This is a genomic window from Aliivibrio sp. A6, assembly GCF_028765505.1.
Lineage (GTDB): Bacteria > Pseudomonadota > Gammaproteobacteria > Enterobacterales > Vibrionaceae > Aliivibrio > Aliivibrio finisterrensis_A.
Window position 1 is genome coordinate 244,454 of record NZ_JARACR010000001.1, and the last position, 19,229, is coordinate 263,682.

Consider the following 19,229-nt stretch of genomic DNA (forward strand, 5'->3'; position numbering starts at 1 on the left):
CTTTATTTCTTAAAAGAAAGTTTGTATTTGAATAAACGCACTAAAGGGAGACCGAAGCCTCCCTTATTTTTAATGCGCTAAATTAGTATTTAACTTGTAGTGTCGCCATGTAGTTTCGGCCCTCACCAATAACAACATTTTGTGCACCATTTTTTGCATAATCATCACCTGTTGATCCACCACCTGCTAGGTAATCGGTATCAAACAAGTTTTCAACATTAAAACGTGCTACAAAGGTTAAATCTTGATCGTATTTAACTGTATGTGAAATACCTAAATCAAAGCGTGTGTAACCGTCCTTCTTAAAGGTATTTGCTGCATCTCCGTAACGTTCACCAACATAAATAGCACCTAAATTTGCATCCGTATTATTTGTGAAGGCATAACGAGACCAAACACTTGCTGAATATTCAGGCACATCAGCAGGACGATTTCCTTGGTAATCTTCATGCACAGTGTATTCTGCATCTAGATAAGTCGCTGAACCGCTCATAGAGAAACGCTCTGTGATAAAGCCTTGAACCGAAAGCTCTGCACCACGGTGAACTTGTTCACCTGCTTGAGTTTTCTCATCCATACCATTACTCAATTTCTTATCTACCGTTGAGTTTTCTTGCGTAATGTCAAACACTGCACCAGAGACAAATAATTGATTATCCATCAACTCCCATTTGGTGCCCAATTCATACAATCTTCCACGTAGCGGATCTAATTGTTGTCCATCATTTACATAATTATTACCTGACACTTCACCTTGCATTTCAAAGCTTTCAGAGTACGTTGCGTAGATAGAACCTGTATCTGCAGGGTGGAAAATTACCGCAAACTTAGGAGATACAGCATCTTCAGCTAAACCTTCTTTAAGCTGACGGTCATAACGAACACCGGCTAACACCTGCCAATAATCATTAAACGTGATCATATCCTGAGCGTAAAATCCCCATGCATCGTATTCTGAATGTGTATCCTTCACTTTCTTTGCAGGGTCTATTTCAGGAACAGGTGTAGAGCCACCCACGTTTACAGTTGATCCTTTCAATGAATACTCTAGACGATCATAGCTATAGCCTAACCAGTTGCTACCAAACAACATTTGGTGACTTACGCCTAGTGCATCAAATTCACCAATTAAATCAACACTTGCGGTTTTAAATACCCAGTTATCTTTACGATCACTTCCGCCTTGTTTATACGAGCCATTTGAAGGATCATACGTCTCTTCTTTAGGGAAGCTTTCTACATCATGACGATTAAAGTCTTGATGATTAAAACTTGCGTTAACACGCCATACATCAGTCAAGTTCGCTGCAATATCAACACCGACATTTTCGACATCATTTTCGATACTTGACCACTGAGCATCCCAAATGAATTGATCACCACCAATGGTTTTTCCATCTTTAATGTAGGCACCAGAATCAACACTGCCGTCGTCAATCGTACGGTCATAATGGAAAGAGATTGTCACATCTTCATTAATGTCATAATCAAGGAATAGGCCACCAACAAAACGCTCTGTAGACGGTACTGTACCATCACCATATTGACGCCATGAGTTGTATGTTTGTTTAGATACGACAGCACGACCACGCAATGTTTGCTCATCATTTAATGAACCGCTTACATCCGCTGTTGTACGAGAATTATTATTTGAACCAATATCCTGGCTAACACTGACTTGGGTTTCATAGGTTGGCTTCTTAGCAACCATATTCACTAAACCACCAGGTGCAGATTGACCATATAATAGACCTGATGGACCTTTTAAGATCTCGACACGCTCTAATAATTCAATTGGTTGACGGTAATGAGACCAATGCTGTTTTCCATCACGCAAAAAACCAGAGCTGCTGCTTAGCTCGAAGCCTCGTAACGTAAATTGTTCACGGTTACGTGTTGTTGCACCAGCGCCAATACTCGCATCATTCTTCAATACTTCACCAAGCGTACTTGCGCGTTGCTCATCAATAAGCTGCTCGTCAATCACGCTCACTTGCCCTGGAGTTTCTAATTGCGTCGCTTCCATACGCATGGATGTTGAGTTTGTATCTGCTTTATAACCATAGTCACGACCAGTAACGACCATGTGCTCATCAGTAGTTGATGTCTCTGTTTCAGCGTAAGCAAGAGGGGTAGACAAAACTGCGCCAATAACAAGAGCCAACTGACTTTTAGAAAACATATTCCATTATCTCCAAGTATTTTTAAAAAGGGTGATAAAAATCTGAGATGGAATATAAATGATAATTGTTACCATTTGCATGGTATTTACATTCTTTGCATTTGTATAGAAACGTCACTCAATTTAAACCAATAACGATAATGTGTAACAAAATCAAAGCAAGATGATTACACATCTCCCTCTCCTTTTTATGTAAAACAATATTGAGATTTGAATAGTAATTAATAAAACTCTCAATTTTGAGTAAGCGGTTACATTTTTTTGAAATATCTACTCTTTTCTTGCACACAATTAACACCAAAGTGGTAATATTATTCATTGACCACACAAAGAATGTGGCTAAATTAAGGATCATATTATGAACAAACGCTATATCGCTTTAATCGCTGCCGTTGGTATTGCCATTGGTTGGATAACCTTGGGCGGTACACAAGCCGTACTCCACGCAACATCAACCACTGAATTTTGTGTTTCATGCCACACAATGGAAAAACCATTACATGAATATCAAGGTTCTGTTCATTTCAGTAACCAAAAAGGTATCCGTGCCGAATGTGCTGATTGTCATATTCCAGAAGAACCAATTGATTACCTAATTACGAAAATTCGTGCGTCTAAAGACATCTATCACGAATTTGTTACTGGCAAAATTGACACAGATGAGAAATACGAAGAACACCGTTTAGCGATGGCTGAAACCGTATGGGAACAAATGCGTGCAAACGATTCTGCTACTTGTCGTTCTTGTCACAGCTTTGATGCAATGGAAACTTACGACCAATCAGCAAGTGCACAAAAAATGCATGTTTACGGAAGAGAAAACAACCAAACCTGTATTGATTGTCACAAAGGCGTTGCTCACTTTGCACCACAAGCCACATTAGATACGTCTGCATTTGACCATCTTTTCGATATGGCGAAAAACACTAAAGCTGATGCTGAAAAAGTTTACCCAATTGAAAGCATCAAAATGGCTGACCTTGCGACAATTAACCCTACCGTTGAACTAACGACTGTTAGTAACGATGAAGGCAAACGCACTGTTACCGTTTCTGGTTACCAAATGAAAGGCGCAGAATCGGTTATCTACATGGGTGAAGGCCAACGTTCAATCATTGCGACTCTTACTGATACTGGCATAAAAGCGCTGATACTAGGTGAAGCAAACACAGATGCTTATGGCAACGAATGGCGCACCGCAGAGCTAACGGGCACAATCGAATCTCCTGTTCTTGCTTCTAATCAACCACTATGGGATTACGCAGAAGAGCTAGACAACGTCTACTGTGCAACGTGTCACGCGAAAATTCCGGCAAATCACTTCACTGTTAACTCTTGGGGTCCTGTTGCAAAAAGCATGGGCGCACGTACTGATATCTCTGAGCTAAACCTTGAGATCTTAACTAAATTCTTCCAAAACCACGCGAAAGACGTGGCAAACCATAAATAAGGGAGTGACTATGACTACTATTACTCGTCGCGGCTTTTTAAAAGGCGCAGGTGCATCTGCTGGTGCATTAGCGATCACGTCTATCGCTCCGTTATCTGTAAACGCCTCTACACTTGGTCGTACAGATTCATTAATTCTAACCGCTGGTCGTATGGGTCCATTACTTTGTGAAGTCAAAGATGGTCAACTTATTTCAACCAAAAGTGGCCTAGCGCAAACCGTACCAAACAGCTTGCAACAAACGGGTCCATCACAGGTTTACACCAAAGCTCGTGTTAAATACCCAATGGTTCGTAAAGGCTATTTAGAAAACCCAAGCAACCCTCAAGGGGTTCGTGGTAGCGATGAATTTGTGCAAGTATCATGGGATGACGCTTATAAGCTAATTCACGAACAGCATATGCGCATTCGTGAAACTTACGGTCCTGAATCTATCTTTGCTGGCTCTTACGGTTGGCGCTCAAGTGGCGTATTACATAAAGCTCAAACATTACTGCAACGTTACATGAGTATGTCTGGTGGTTATGCTGGTCACCTAGGTGATTACTCAACGGGTGCTGCTCAAGTTATCATGCCTCACGTGGTTGGCTCTATCGAAGTGTATGAACAACAAACGACTTACCCGGTAATCTTAGAGAACAGTGAAGTGGTTGTGTTGTGGGGCTTGAACCCAATTAACACCTTAAAAATTGCTTGGTCTTCAACCGATGGTCAAGGTCTTGAATTCTTCCATCAACTGAAGAAATCAGGTAAAACAGTTATCATTATTGACCCAATGCGTTCAGAAACCGCTGAATTCTTTGGTGATAAAGCAGAATGGATCGCTCCTAACCCACAATCCGATGTAGCGATGATGATGGGTATTGCTCATCAATTGGTTAAAACACAACAACACGATACTGAATTCCTTGCTAAATACACTGTAGGCTTCGAGCAATTTGAAGCGTACTTGATGGGTAAAGAAGACGGCATTGAGAAAACCCCACAATGGGCTGAAGCTATCTGTGGCGTTCCTGCAAAACAGATGGAACTACTGGCTAAGATCTTCAAAGAAAACCGCACCATGCTAATGGCTGGTTGGGGTATGCAGCGTCAGCAACACGGTGAACAACGTCACTGGATGCTGACAGTTTTAGCTTCAATGCTTGGCCAAGTTGGCTTACCTGGCGGTGGTTTTGGTTATTCATACCACTACTCAAATGGCGGTAACCCAACACGTGATGCTGGTGTACTACCAGCAATGTCTCCGTCGCTAGGTGGAAGCTCTGCAGGTGGTAATGATTGGGCTATTCAAGGCTCAGTTACCGCTTTCCCTGTTGCTCGCATTGTTGAATGTTTAGAAAAACCGGGAACAGAATACCAACACAATGGCCATACGCTAACTTTCCCAGAGCTGAAAATGATCTGGTGGGCGGGCGGTGCTAACTTTACCCATCACCAAGATACCAACCGTTTGATCAAAGCATGGCAAAAACCTGAGATGATCGTTATTTCAGAACCGTACTGGACTGCAGCAGCTAAACACGCGGATATCGTTCTACCAATTACGACGTCATTTGAGCGTAATGATATGACGATGACAGGTGATTACTCTAACCAGCATCTTGTTCCTATGAAGCAAGTCGTTGAGCCACAAAACGAAGCACGTAGTGATCTTGATGTATTCGCTGATATGGCAGAGTACCTAAAGCCTGGCGGTAAAAATGTGTATATGGAAAATAAAACGGAGATGGAATGGCTTCGTGATTTCTATAAAACAGCACAACAAGGCGGTCGTAACGCACGCGTACCTATGATGAATTTCTCTAAGTTCTGGGAAGCGAACAAGCTTATCGAAATGAAGTGGAATGCAAAGAATGCTGAGTTTGTGCGCTTTGGTGACTTCCGTAAAGATCCAATCATGAATCCACTAGGCACGCCAAGTGGTAAGATTGAGATTTTCTCTAAAACTATCGAAAGTTACAAACTGGATGATTGTCCTCCACACCCAGTATGGATGGAGCCAACCGAGTGGATGTTTAACTACACGGATGGCGAACTACAGTTAATGACATCGCACTCAGCACACCGTTTGCACAGCCAATTTAACTATGCGGATCTTCGTAAAGAATACGCGGTACAAAACCGTGAGCCGATTACGATTCACCCAGAAGATGCAAAAGCACGTGGTATTAAAGATGGCGATTTAGTTCGCGCTTATAACCAACGTGGCCAAGTTCTGGTTGGTGCTTTTGTTTCTGATGGCATCAAAAAAGGCAGCGTATGTATCCACGAAGGCGCATGGCCTGATTTAGATCCTAAAACAGGCATGTGTAAAAACGGCGGACCAAACGTATTAACGATGGATATTCCAACCTCTCGTTTAGGTAATGGTAACTGCGGTAACTCAGGTGTAGTAAAGATTGAAAAATACACGGGTGTTGCACCAACATTAACGGCGTTTACGCCACCAATGAATGGGTAATATGATTTAGTTCAGACCCATAAATAACAAACCCGAGCATGTAATGTGCTCGGGTTTATTTTTATCTTCACTTCGATGTTTCTTATAACCATCGCAGTAATTATAAATAATACTAATCTAGGTAAGAGCTAAACAGGAAACAGCAGTGAGATCCTCAAACCGCCCTCTTTTCTATTCTCAGCCTTCACTTTTCCTTTCATTACTGACATGGCTTCTTTAACAATTGCGAGCCCTAAACCATAACCGCCCGATTGCTTATCTCGAGCTGACTCTAAGCGAGTAAAAGGTGAGAAAATCTCTGATAACTGATGTTCAGGAATACCCAATCCATCATCTTCTACGATAACAGCAACATACTTTTTATCTTGCTCTATATATGGCATCACTAGTACCTGAATCGTCGCTGCTTCGCCAGCATACTTAATTGCATTGCCAATCAAATTACTGATAACGCGAGTCACCAAACGAGGATCTGCTATCACCGTAGGAATAGGTTGTACTGCTGCCATTTCTAAGCGTTGATTTGGCTTTAAATCGATGCGACGTTGAGCCACTTGAGCACTGCAGTGACTCTCTAACATTACCGCTTGTAGTTTTGTAGAGTAACGTGCGTTTTCTAACCGGCTAAACTCTAAGATCTCACCCACTAATTCATTCATCTCATTGGATTCGTTCTCTAACCTATCCAATAAATGTTGATGCTCGCTGTCTACTTTCTTTCTTAGTAAATGCAACGCCAAATTATGTCGTGCTAATGGCGTTCGTAATTCATGAGAAACATCACGGATCAGTCTCTGCTGCTTTTCAGCTAAAGAGTGGATCTCATGGGTCATATTATCAAAGTCATGAGCTAGCTCGCTAAACTCTCGAACCGAATGTCCAATCTCTTCTCCCACTTTAACGTCAAAATCACCTTGCGCTAATTTATGACTGACTTCGCGTAATTTAGCTAATGGTTGTTGTAAATAGTGAGCAATAACCCAAGAGAACAATCCTAGGATCAATCCTGAAATAACGAACTTTATAATCCCAAAATAAAGAGGGAAATCTTTTGCGGGATGGTACTGATATGGCATTTGAATCACTATCGTCAAACCATCTTTTAATGGAATACCAATAATCGGGCGATTCACTTCATTATCTAATTGGGTATCTAATGGACGCAAATATTTCAGTTTAAATTCAAAATGAGGATGCATATCACGATGAGTAATGGGGCGTTTATTTTCATCAAGAACAAAAAGATAATACTCTTGTGCTCTTGCCCAATCGGCTAACTCATCCATGTCCCCATCTTCAATCATCACATTTGCTTGGTCAGCCAAATCTAACATCTTGGTTTGGATAGATGCAGGAATACGCAACATTGATTTCATTAAGGCAATTTCAGCCAAGCTTTGTAGCGATATGATCAAAAACAAGCTGACTGCAAATGCACTAAATAAACGAAACGCTAATCCATTTTTATGCTTACCTACAAAAGAGGGACAAGCACCAAACCAACGAAACATTTTCATTCAACCTTACCCATCTATCAGCTATTAACCGTTTTGATAAAGCTATAGCCACGCCCACGAACGGTTTTAATGTGTTGTTTAGATAAACCAGATTGAAGTAATTTACGGCGAATATTACTGATGTGCATATCTAGGTTACGATCAAACGGGCACAGCTCTTTTTTAAGGATATTAATTTGAAGATCAGATTTAGACACTACTACATCAGCATTCTTAATCAGATATTGTAGTAGTTCTGACTCTGTTTCAGTCAATGGTAAGCGTAAGAATTGCTCTGCGAGATCTTCCGTTGCTCCCACGTAATTTTGGCGCTGACGCTCTAAGCCGACACGACGTAAAATCGCCGTAATACGCACCAATAATTCAGGGACGTTGAAAGGTTTTGCGATAAAATGATCGGCACCAGCCTGCAAGCCATCAAGCATAGAGGCTTCATCACCTAAAGCAGTAAGCATTAGAATAGGGGTAGCAAAGCGCTGACAAATACGTCTCGCCACTTGATAGCCATCTAATTTTGGTAACATGACATCAAGCAACACAAGATCAACTGAATGTGTCTGAATAAACTCTAGCGCACTTTCGCCACAATGCACGCAATCGACATCGTAGCCTTCATCTTGTAATACTTCTTGTAATAAATTGCATAACGCAATGTCGTCATCAACCACTAAAATACGGGACACGTTTACTCACCAATTAAATGAAAATCGTTCGCATTCTAATCTTGAGAAAAGCCTTGCGCAATAGAACTTTTTACAAAACCCTCAATAACCTTTAATTAAGTATGGTTTTCTGCCAATTTAAATCCACAATACGTTCATCTGCAATGTAATAAATCACATCACCAGAAGTCAGTTGTGTTTCCAAGCTTGGGTTAACTTTGCAGCCCTGTTCTTTCTGTTGAATCGCAATAATGGTCGCTTCATACTGCTTTTTAAACGGCGAATAAACAGATTCAAGCGTAAAATCATTAAGACCATTGGGTACTTTAATCGAATACTGCGTTTGCCCTTCATGTGCACTGACTAACTCAGAGTGAATAAAGCTTGAGCCCTTATCCATCACTGATTTTGCGACTAATTCTGTTGATAATGATGAAATACACTCAGAGTTTGGGCAGTACTTATGCAATAAATCACGCTTAATTGGGTCTTCAAAGTGAGCAACTAAATGCGCATCGCTGTTTTGCTCGGCGACAAACAAACTAATGGTTAACGTTGCATCATCCAAATCGGTATCAACAATCACTGCGCTGGCTTTTGATAAGTTTGAGCGTTCCATCTCTGTTGCATCGGTAAACGAATTCACTCGTACAAAATGCACGTCAGCACCAAATGGCGATTCTTCATATTCACAAGACACCACGACAACTTCACGACGGCCTTGCTCTTCACGCTTTAGCATTTCAATCAAATGAGGGGTTCTGGCACTATTAATACCAATAACAATAATGTGATTCTCTAAGTTCAAATTTTGTTTCCCTCTTCGGTTTGTACGCCAAAAATCAGTAAAGAAGACCGCAATTCGACCTACAGACAGTGCAAATAGTCCCACACCACATGGAATAATAAACAAGGCAGAAAAGAGTCGACCATGATCGGTAGTTGGGCTTAAATCACCATACCCTACGGTACTACTGGTGGTAACGATATAGTAAAAAAAACTGGATAGGTTATCGGTTAAATGAGGTTCATTAGCCAAAGTTAACCCTAGCCAACTTAACGCGACGTAACTGATAAGAAGGAACATTAGCGTATACATATTAATCGCCATAAAATGCTTATTAATTACGTTAGCAATGACTCTTAATAGTGCGTGCATGCTTATTCCTTCCCTATCCATAAGTCTGAGCAGTGTAACGTACTACAAAATTAACGTATACCTTCTAACTCTAATAATGCTTGTTTGATATCAACCCCACCAGCGTATCCCGTTAAGCTACCATTTTTACCAATCACACGATGGCAAGGAACGATAATAGAGATAGGATTTTTACCATTAGCCCCACCAACGGCTTGAGACGCCTTTGGGTTACCTACCGCAATAGCAAGATCTTTATAGCACCAGGTTTCACCGTAAGGGATCGTAATTAAAGCGTGCCACACTTGCTGCTGAAATGCAGTCCCTTTTGCGGCCAATGGAACAGTGAAATCACGACGTTGACCAGCGAAATACTCTGTAAGCTCGACTACTGCTTGATTTAGAATAGGATGACAATCACTCAACTCGCCCAAGTTATCTGGTCGTGTTGTTTGCGTTTCAAACCAGGCTCCAAGTAAGCCCGAATCACTGGCATGCAGTGTCATGATTCCTAATGGGGTTTGAAACCTTGTATATGCCATCATATTACTCTCCTATTAACAGGTTTCATCAAAACAACATTCGTCTTGTAAAAAACCAATCACTGAGGTCAACTTCTCATATTCAGCCACACAAAATAAGGTGCGACCCTCACGACGCTGCGAAATTAGCCCTGCAGAGGCCAAACCTGATACATGATGAGACAGCGTAGAACCCGGAATATCCAATTTTTCTTGAAGTCCGCCAACGGCTATTCCTTGGTATCCCGCTCTCACTACGCTTTTATAAATGGCTAAACGGGTGGGATGCCCTAATTCTTTCAATGCTTTAGCAACAATCTCGATATCCATGATGCGTCCTCTTTAAATTTATATTTCGATAATACTAGAAATAACTTGATCACGCTAATCCTTAATAGTATATTTCGACTATTCCAGAAATATAGAGAATTAGATTATGTTTACAATTACACAAGATATGGTGATGGACACCTTAAACATGTTCGCTTTTTTAGCGGCAGAATTAACCGTACTATTCCTATTAATTAGCTACCTTGTTGGTGTCTTACAGGAATACATTCCACCAGCAAAGATCCAAAGTATTCTGAGTGGAAAAAATGGCAGAGGCTATATTGTTGCCGGTTTGCTTGGTGCAATTACGCCGTTTTGCTCATGCTCAACCATTCCTTTTTTGAAAGGTCTGCTACGAGCTAAAGCCGGTTTCGGTACCATGATGGTGTTCTTATTTGCAAGTCCACTATTAAACCCAATCATTATTGGTCTGTTTGCGGTAACGTTTGGTCTTAAAGTGACGGTGTTCTACTTTGCGATTGCAATGGGTGTATCAATTATTGCAGGCTACACGTTAGAAAAACTGGGCTTTGAAAAATACGTAAAAGAAAGCGCGTATATCGCACCTGAACCAAAATGTTGTGGTTCAACCTGTGGCGCTGCGAAAAAAGCACCTCAAAGTAAATGGATGAAAATTTGGAACAGTACTTGGACTGATTTTAAGAAAGTATTGCCTTATTTAATTGGTGGTATTGCTCTTGGCTCAATGATTTATGGCTTTATGCCAACAGAATTCGTTGCTAGCGTGGCAAGTGAAAATAACCCATTTGCGATCCCTGTTGCTGCAGTTATTGGTATTCCACTGTACATTCGAGCGGAAGCAGTTATCCCACTAAGTGCAGCACTAGCAGCAAAAGGCATGAGTCTTGGCGCGGTGATGGCATTAATTATTGGCAGTGCAGGGGCAAGTTTAACCGAAGTGATTTTGCTTAAATCTATCTTCAAGAATCAAATGATTGCAGCGTTCTTAATAGTAATTCTAGGTATGGCAATTGGTGCGGGCTTCTTGTATCAATTTATCTTCTAAAGATTAAGTACCTTAAAAATAATACGCAATACTAACAAAGCCATATCACTCAATTTGATATGGCTTTTTGTCTTTAACATCATCTATTTCTTGATAAAACTTTGATGACACTAACGGTTACTCTTTCTTAATTCCAATTTCATTTCGTTTTGCACTACACTTCGTCTTCTACTTACTTTAATCGAGAAGATATACCATGAAGATCTTAACTATAGACAAAGACACGTATCGTAAAAAAACTAACTTGGTCATGGTAGGTTTTGTTGGCTGCCTTGCCGTATTAGCCATTTTATTTGGTTCGATTCTTATTGCGTTATTTGGCTCAGAAGGCATTACTGAATCAGGTTCTACTGGCAATTTTCATCTAAATGTTCTTGGTGTTATCTTAGCGGTCATAGCAAGCTCTTTTATCATGAATAAAGTCAAAAGCCATCCCTATTTTGATGAGATAATGTACGTATGGAAATTAAAACAAGTCCATAATCGTATCTATCGTAAGCTAGCAAAGATTAAAGAAAAAGCGACAAGAAATGATCACGATTCACTGTTGATCCTCGCTTTCTACTACACGACTCAACAACAAGTCTTCACCTTGGATAACAACACCCTTACCATTACAGCAGTTCAAAAAAGCTTAAATGAAGTATATGAACAAGCAACAGAAATGAACTTTACGCTTGATCTTGATGATTTTACTGTCGACTTGCTAAATAAATATCAGTAACAAACACAACGCATCATTAATTAATTTCATAACAAGATTACAAATAATCTCAATATTGACCTATGTCAAATTGTTACGAGCTGTGTTTTAATCGGTAATAACAACAGCACATAATAAGGAATGACATGGAAATCACTAACGTTAGCTTCATTGGTTTGGGCGTAATGGGCTACCCAATGGCCCGCCATTTAAAAAATGCAGGCTTTTCAACCACGGTATATAACCGCACTGAAGAAAAAGCAAAGCAATGGGCTGCGGAATACCAAGGTCAGTCCGCCGCTACTCCTCGTGAAGCATCAGAAGGCTCAGACATCGTTTTTGTTTGTGTGGGTAATGATGACGATGTTCGCAGTGTAATTTATGGTGATGATGGCGTACTTGCAGGCCTAAAACCAGGCGCTATTTTAGTTGATAACACCACCACATCAGCCACTCTAGCGGTTGAACTGGCGAAAGCGTGTGAAGCACAAGGTAACCAATTTATTGATGCGCCTGTCTCTGGTGGTCAAGCCGGTGCAGAAAACGGTGTATTAACCGTGATGTGTGGCGGTAACGAAGACGCGTTCAATACAGCAAAGCCTGTGATTCAAAGCTTTGCTAAAGCCATTACTCTTCTTGGTGAAAATGGCCAAGGCCAACGCTGTAAAATGGCAAACCAGATCTGTATCGCTGGTGTATTAAAAGGCCTAAGTGAAGCGCTTATTCTTGCTGAAAAAGCCAATCTAGATATCGATCTGGTGGTTGATACGCTAAAGCATGGCGCGGCGGGTTCATGGCAAATGGAAAATCGTGCAAGTACCATGGCACAAGATAAATTCGATTTCGGTTTTGCCATTGATTGGATGAGAAAAGATTTAGGTATTTGCTTAGATGAAGCAAAAGCTCATGGTATTAAACTGCCATTAACTGAAGAAGTCGATCAAGAATACAAAAACCTGCAAGAACAAGGGTTAGGTCGAATGGATACGTCTGTACTAATCAAAGCGGTTAAAGCAAAAGTATAACCTCATAGAAAACCATAATAACGTAAAGGGTGAAGATAATTATCACCCTTTTTTATTGTAAGTCCGCCACTTAATCTCCCCTTATTTTTATCTTTTTGTCATGAGCTAACCTGATCTTGTGATCCTTTAAGCATTGATTTGCTACAAGTAAGCTCCAATAAAGTTTTATTTCCATCACCAACTCCCCCTCCCCGTAAAAAATCAGTTAACCACTATAGAGGTTAATGCCAATTACCATTATCTCTATTGCGTTCAAAGACACTTACATTTGGAACGATATGCAGCGCCACAAAAGACGAAAAATGCAGGGTAGATCTTAGTCGTACAAATTCATCGCTTTTCGTTCATATTGACACGTATAAACATTTAATTTGCATAAACACCATGTAGTAATCAAGTTAATTAACGTGTAGCTCAGTTGGTTGCTATATAATTGACTCCCTCAAGAGAGTTAAGTCTAAATTGTCATGTAACAAACTTCTCAGGATAGGTGCAATACCCTATAAATACCTAAAGAGAATACGGTTTCTGATTCCTTATCAGATATAACAGTAAAGGAAATGTTAATTTGAATACGATTGAAAAGCATAACCTGTGGGAATTAGATGTTGCGGACTTTGAAATGCCCGTGTTGGCCAGTTTCTTGATTGAATACATGAGTTCAGAAACTCATGATGAAGAAATTGCTCAGTCAATATTAAAGAGTCATATCGCCACTCAATCAGTCGAAGGTATGGTTTATGCCAAATGTGGTACTTGTCACTGCCCTGTGAACTTTATTGCTCGTAATGCCACCACTGAGGCTCATTTTCGACATATATCAAGTAAAGCTCCTGATATAGATCGTATGAAAATGTGTTCTTTCTATACAGGAACAGAATCATTCTTTGGCCCTGGGGATATCCATAAAGCGGAGGGGCAATGGCACTTTAAAACCAAGCATTTTCTTGCTGAACATATTAGAAATATTGGTGACTTTAAAAACGTAAACGTCGAAAAGTTTATTTTCTCTAAAGATCCTGCGGTTGATTCTCGAAGAAGGCCCGATATTGCTTTTGAAGACCTTAACGGGAATGTATTTGTTATTGAACTGATAAGGTGGTGGATGAACCCTGAAGTTGTTTATCAACGTGAAAGGTTCTTTAGAGAGGAGGGAATTAATCTGATTTGGTTGTTTGCTCCCAATTGCGAGGAGCTTAATGCAACGACAATGAATATGATCCTTTATGGTTCAGCTTCTTCAAGGGAAGGTATTTGCCCTGATATTCTTTCTCGTGTTGAGTGTAATGTATTCATATTGTCTGATGAGGCATTAGACGATATGAACAATCACAAACGAATTACATTTGATGTTCTTTATCCGTTTGCATATTTTGATGAGATAACATCAGATATTGTGGTGGAAAAGCGACAAGCGTTGGTGGACATCAATTCATTAAATCTTGAGCCTAAAAACCGACTTCCATTTTCAATTCAAACCTCAACGTCATTCAAGGGGGCAATAAAAGCAAAAACACTTAGTGAGCGTAAGAATCTAAGTGATCTGTATCGAACTCTGCGTCACCTTGTGTATAAGGACCTTACATTTAAATTTGAAAGTGATGAAACTGACTGTTTATCCATTGTTGATATAGCGATCTCCACATGTAAGACCAAAAAGTATCAACACCAACTCTATAAATATGCGGATATAGTTAAATCTAAGGTAGCAAAAGCTAAAACTGAGCGCGTAACTCGGTTAAGACGAAAAGAAGTGGCTACGGACATTAGAGGGTACCGCAAAACCATTCGCAACTTACTTAGCGCCATTCAAACCTCTGAACGTGAAAAGGATGTACTTATTCTTCAAGATCGCATCCAAAATATTTATACCCGTTCTGTTGATTATCATTCTGACCCGTTTCTAGCCTTCTTTGTAAGAGTGGAATCGAAAGTTAAGAATAAACTTTCATTGCTTCAAGCTGAAAGAGATAACATTAATTCGACTAATCAGCGATCAATGCAAAACCACATCAATGAAATGAACCTCTTTGTAAAGGAATTGGAAGAGGGGTTTAATGATGTGGTGGCAGATACCGGTATGTTAGATATGAAAGAAAAACGCATTGTTCGTGATGCTAGAAAGTATGGGTTTATTGAAAGTGCAGAGCATTTAGAATCGCTTTATCGTCGAGTCATGAATAATACTCAAAAAGCATACTGGGATCGTGAGTACCCGAGCTTATCTAAGGGGTGGCATTCTGAATTTAGATATAAACCAGATCTTGATAAAGCATTCAATTTAAAATCAATGCAAACACATCGTAGGGATCCAAAGAGAAAGCAAATTGAAGCATATCAAAAGAATACTCATGCGCTACTGATTAACTTTTCAAAGAAAGCGCAAGAGTACGTTCAATGGGTTTATTCAGAAATGATTAAAGCAGATCAACCCGCACTGTCATCTCTTGTCTCTCACGAGCAAGGGAGTGTAAATCGCGTGAAAGGTTGCTTGGAATACATGAAAGAAAATGGGATAGAGGCGCATTATTCGATTTGGGAGCAGTTAGGGTTAATAAAAAAGGGTATCAATGGCGTAAATAGCGGTACTCCCCTCTATTTAGTTATAACTGAACTGAATGAATTACATCAATCATTATAAACTTACCTTCCTTTATATTGACTATTAAATCAATAACCTAAAATCAAGAGCGAGGATGTAATTAATCTTTTGCTCTTATGAACTAGTTGCTATAGTGCCATTTTCAAATGGTGTGATTGAAAATGGAAGACATCCAAGACGAAAGTCTTTTTGCTGCGCTAAAACGAGATTTGGTTTTATCTACATCAAATTTTGTAATGTATGTCCTGCTAGGACTCTCGTTTTATTTGCTATCAACAAAAATTGGCGAATACGCAACATATGGGCCAACGGTTAAGCTAGCAGAGTTTCAAACAGCATATAATTACCATAGTTTTAGCTCTTTTCTTAACGTGAATTGGCTGTATTTTGTACTCTCCATTCTATTATTGATTGCTTCTCTAATAGGTTTTTACTTCTTAAGTAAAAGAGCAGTAAGTGTTTTTGATAGCCGGATCATCGGTAATTCGGTATTAATTCAAATTCTGACAATAAGCTCGTTGCTAATTGGTATTTATACATCTGTTACATCATCATCTATCTTGGGGTGGCTTGCACCAATTAAAGATGAAATAGGGGTAGCAAAGTTTGGCATAGAGTATTGTCTATTCTTTTTCTTATGCCTACTATTTCTTTTTGTAAAACATGGCCTTGTTAGTACTAAGCTTAAACAGAAAGAGCTTAATGATGATATTGCTAGATCGGATAAATTAGAGAAAGCTCAGTCTGAAAGGGTTGATAAGCTTCAAGAGTTTATGAGACTGATGCCCCCAGGTGATTTTGCCTCTAAGCTTTCAACTTATGCGGATATTCTTGAGGATTTTTCTTCTGAATTAGTTTTAGAGTTAACTAGTAATTATGTAGACAATGAGAATAGGACATTGGAAGATTGGGAACAATTAATCTCATTACAAAAGCAATATATTAGAGCTAGTGTAATTGCTTTTGCACGATTAGCCGCAAACTATGATTGCGCCGTTGTCGGCCCATCGTCCAGTGTGACTTATAGAGCTAATCTGATGATAAAAGCCGACGATAAAGAACAAAAAGTACTTTTTGGTGGTGAAGAATATGAGAAACGTTTCTTTCTAAATATCGACGCAAAACCATCATATCAATTATCATTACATAAGAACTACAGCGTCAAAGTTAATAATCAAGATGACAGCCTTTTGAAGGCAATGCCGGAAGAGGGTAGTAATATTAGAAAGGTTAAAGACTTTAAGCATGATGAGGAGGTCAATAACCTAGTTCTGCCTGTTTATGTAGATGATACTGAAAAGTCAACTGTTTATAATATGCTCGGTGCGCCATTAGCTGTTGCAACTTGTCAGCCTCAATTTATACCTGACACTGAAAAGTCGACAAAGCATTTAAACGATGCCCAATTACCAAAACCGCTTATTGAAGAAGCAATTAAATACTTTAAACAAGATTACAAAGGAAAATCCATTGTTGCGCTTCCTCTATCCACAAAGAGATATACTGCAGAACATCTAAAACCTGCGAATATTAATGGAGTGCTTAATATTTATAGAGACAAAGCGGATTTGTTCTCAGGAGATGATGATAAATTCAATAATTTCTTTCATCTTACCTCTCCTTTGCTTGTTTCTTTGAGTAGAATCGTAGAGTACCATTTGATTGCATTGGCTTTAAAAGATGAGTGTGGTAATATTGATACACAAGTTGATAGCTAGGAGCTAGATTATGTCAGAAGAACAAAGAGTTTTCTTAGAGAAAATGAAAAAAATGAAAAAAATGAAAAATTTACGTTCTAAGGCTACTACAAAAAATTAATTTCGAATAAAAGGATCTGAATTTCAGGTCCTTTTACTTTTCTAGCCAAACATCCTATTACCTCCCTTCTCATTCATATAGCATTAGCCGACTGCATTTTAATTTCATCATCATCTTTAACGAACTTTACTGTTTTTAATCCTAGTGTGCCTACCTTTAAGCAATTTAAGCTCCTTTCTCAAAAAGAATAGGTCATCTTCATAGTCTACTTTCTTCTTATCAGTAAATTTTAGTTACCTTGTCTGAGCTAACCTGATCTTGTGATCCAAGATTACTTTTGTTTACCCTACCCATTTTTCTCTTTTTTTCATCTCGTCCTACAGACTGTTATTGCCTTCACGTTTTTCACTTATCAAAGACCATGAATACCTTAGATATCGTTGCGGTAGATAACATTTATCTATGTGATATGCATTTTATCTATGGCTACCTAAGATAAATAGCATTTCACCGTATACCACCAAAGACCTATGATTATTTCAATGACGTTAGCCTTATAAACAGGCAAACATGTATCGCAGGAAGCACTCTAGAGAGACCGCTTAATACTAAATATAAGCTGTTGATACCATTAAATTATATACCAACGTGATTTTATCGGTTTAAACCTCTACCCCTATTCAGGAGCAATAAAATGATTAAGAAATTATCGCTTGCCGTTTCAGCTGCCCTATTACTAAGTAACACTGCAATGGCTGCAGAAAACATCGTTATTGGCGTTGAAAAAAGCTATGTCCCTTACTTCACAGAACTGGCAGAGCAGTTCAATAAAGGTAAAGACTTTAAGGTTGAAGTAGCAGCAACAAGCATGTTTGATTTACTGGCAGCGCTACCCACTCAAAAAGGCAACATTGCTGATATTTTCATGATCCCAAATGACCGAATCGGTGAGTTAGCGGATCAACATTTAATTGCTCCAACCAACTTTACCGTTAATGGTTATACCGATGCCGCTACCAATGCATCAATCTACAATGGTCAAACCTACATGCTACCAATGTCTACAGATACAACGTTATTTCTGTATAACAAAGACATGATAAAAGAAGCACCAAAAACACTGAAAGAAATCCCGCCATCAGAGTGGGCTGCTAAATTTACCGATTTTTACTTCACTGGCGGGCTATTTATGTCTAACGGTGGTTATATCTTCAAAGACAATAACCCTCAAGACATCGGCTTAAATACACCTGATGCAATCAAAGCGGGTTTAGCTGCTCAAGGGTTATATAAAAGTGGCGAGAGTCACTGGACCCTAATGCAAGATGACACCGTTGCTTATGACATCATGATGAAATACTTCATGGAAGGAAAAGTAAAAGCCATTATCAACGGTCCATGGGCAATTGCTGATATCGAAAAAGCGGGCGTTAATGTTGGTGCAGCACCTATCCCAAGTTGGGATGGCAGCCACCCATATAAAGCCCTAACAGGTACAAAAGGGATGACCGTTAACGGCTACAGTGACAACAAAGAAGGTGCTCGTGCCTTTATTGAATTCCTAGCAACGCCTGAGAATGCAAACAAATGGTATTCAGACACACGTGAAGTCTCACCTAGCCTATCGGTTAATTACAAAGAAGGCTCTCTACATAAAGCCATCTTTGATGCGACAAACATCGGCCAACCTATGCCAAGCATCCCAGAGTTCATGAAAGTGTGGGGACCAATGAAAACGGGTCTTGCTCAAATCGCACAAGGTCAAGATGTAAAAGCGGTACTAGATGCAGCCGTTGATACTATCGAAATTGATATCGAAGACATGTAATCCCCTTTCCTTCGATTTCAAT

Annotated in this window: 14 protein-coding genes; 8 read left to right on the plus strand and 6 right to left on the minus strand. The window is 39.6% G+C overall.

Annotation, left to right across the window (positions count from 1 at the left end):
• Positions 1 to 82: 82 nt before the first annotated feature.
• Complete coding sequence (locus PVK70_RS00995) at positions 83 to 2,182, minus strand: TonB-dependent siderophore receptor (protein ID WP_130066341.1); 2,100 nt, start codon at positions 2,180 to 2,182, stop codon at positions 83 to 85.
• A 358-nt stretch (positions 2,183 to 2,540) separates the two neighbouring features.
• Here PVK70_RS00995 and PVK70_RS01000 point away from each other — a divergent pair, with 358 nt between their 5' ends.
• Positions 2,541 to 3,632, plus strand: coding sequence for a NapC/NirT family cytochrome c (locus tag PVK70_RS01000; protein WP_130046690.1), 1,092 nt, complete (start codon positions 2,541 to 2,543; stop codon positions 3,630 to 3,632).
• A 10-nt stretch (positions 3,633 to 3,642) separates the two neighbouring features.
• Positions 3,643 to 6,096 (plus strand): molybdopterin guanine dinucleotide-containing S/N-oxide reductase, encoded by a 2,454-nt coding sequence (locus tag PVK70_RS01005; RefSeq protein ID WP_130046691.1) that lies wholly within the window; start codon positions 3,643 to 3,645, stop codon positions 6,094 to 6,096.
• 128 nt (positions 6,097 to 6,224) lie between these two features.
• Here PVK70_RS01005 and PVK70_RS01010 read toward each other — a convergent pair whose 3' ends face one another.
• From PVK70_RS01010 to PVK70_RS01030, 5 genes are all read right to left on the minus strand, one after another.
• A complete protein-coding gene (locus tag PVK70_RS01010; protein WP_130046692.1) occupies positions 6,225 to 7,613 on the minus strand; it encodes a histidine kinase sensor domain-containing protein in 1,389 nt (462 codons plus the stop codon).
• Positions 7,614 to 7,630: 17 nt separating this feature from the next.
• Positions 7,631 to 8,296 (minus strand): response regulator transcription factor, encoded by a 666-nt coding sequence (locus PVK70_RS01015; RefSeq protein WP_130046693.1) that lies wholly within the window; start codon positions 8,294 to 8,296, stop codon positions 7,631 to 7,633.
• A 91-nt stretch (positions 8,297 to 8,387) separates the two neighbouring features.
• Entirely contained in the window at positions 8,388 to 9,434 is a 1,047-nt protein-coding gene (locus PVK70_RS01020) for an ion channel (protein WP_130046694.1), read from the minus strand.
• 50 nt (positions 9,435 to 9,484) lie between these two features.
• Complete coding sequence (locus tag PVK70_RS01025) at positions 9,485 to 9,958, minus strand: methylated-DNA--[protein]-cysteine S-methyltransferase (protein WP_130046695.1); 474 nt, start codon at positions 9,956 to 9,958, stop codon at positions 9,485 to 9,487.
• A gap of 12 nt (positions 9,959 to 9,970) precedes the next feature.
• Complete coding sequence (locus PVK70_RS01030) at positions 9,971 to 10,264, minus strand: ArsR/SmtB family transcription factor (protein ID WP_130046696.1); 294 nt, start codon at positions 10,262 to 10,264, stop codon at positions 9,971 to 9,973.
• Between the two features lie 106 nt (positions 10,265 to 10,370).
• On the opposite strand from PVK70_RS01030, the gene PVK70_RS01035 reads away from it, so the two are divergent.
• The 6 genes from PVK70_RS01035 to PVK70_RS01060 all read left to right on the plus strand — a co-directional run bounded on the left by PVK70_RS01035 (position 10,371) and on the right by PVK70_RS01060 (position 19,207).
• Positions 10,371 to 11,291 carry a permease gene (locus PVK70_RS01035; protein ID WP_130046697.1) on the plus strand — a complete coding sequence of 307 codons (921 nt, stop codon included), beginning with the start codon at positions 10,371 to 10,373 and terminating at the stop codon, positions 11,289 to 11,291.
• A 196-nt stretch (positions 11,292 to 11,487) separates the two neighbouring features.
• The gene (locus PVK70_RS01040; protein ID WP_130046698.1) at positions 11,488 to 12,015 is read left to right on the plus strand and encodes a DUF3087 domain-containing protein; all 528 of its coding nucleotides are present in this window, start codon (positions 11,488 to 11,490) and stop codon (positions 12,013 to 12,015) included.
• A gap of 125 nt (positions 12,016 to 12,140) precedes the next feature.
• On the plus strand, positions 12,141 to 13,019 hold the full coding sequence (locus PVK70_RS01045; protein ID WP_130046699.1) for an NAD(P)-dependent oxidoreductase: 879 nt from the start codon (positions 12,141 to 12,143) through the stop codon (positions 13,017 to 13,019).
• A 568-nt stretch (positions 13,020 to 13,587) separates the two neighbouring features.
• Positions 13,588 to 15,660, plus strand: a complete 2,073-nt coding sequence (locus PVK70_RS01050) for a hypothetical protein (protein WP_130046700.1) — start codon at positions 13,588 to 13,590, stop codon at positions 15,658 to 15,660.
• A gap of 122 nt (positions 15,661 to 15,782) precedes the next feature.
• A complete protein-coding gene (locus tag PVK70_RS01055) occupies positions 15,783 to 17,339 on the plus strand; it encodes a hypothetical protein (protein ID WP_130046701.1) in 1,557 nt (518 codons plus the stop codon).
• Between the two features lie 734 nt (positions 17,340 to 18,073).
• Complete coding sequence (locus tag PVK70_RS01060; protein ID WP_130046702.1) at positions 18,074 to 19,207, plus strand: sugar ABC transporter substrate-binding protein; 1,134 nt, start codon at positions 18,074 to 18,076, stop codon at positions 19,205 to 19,207.
• The last annotated feature ends 22 nt before the right edge of the window (positions 19,208 to 19,229 follow it).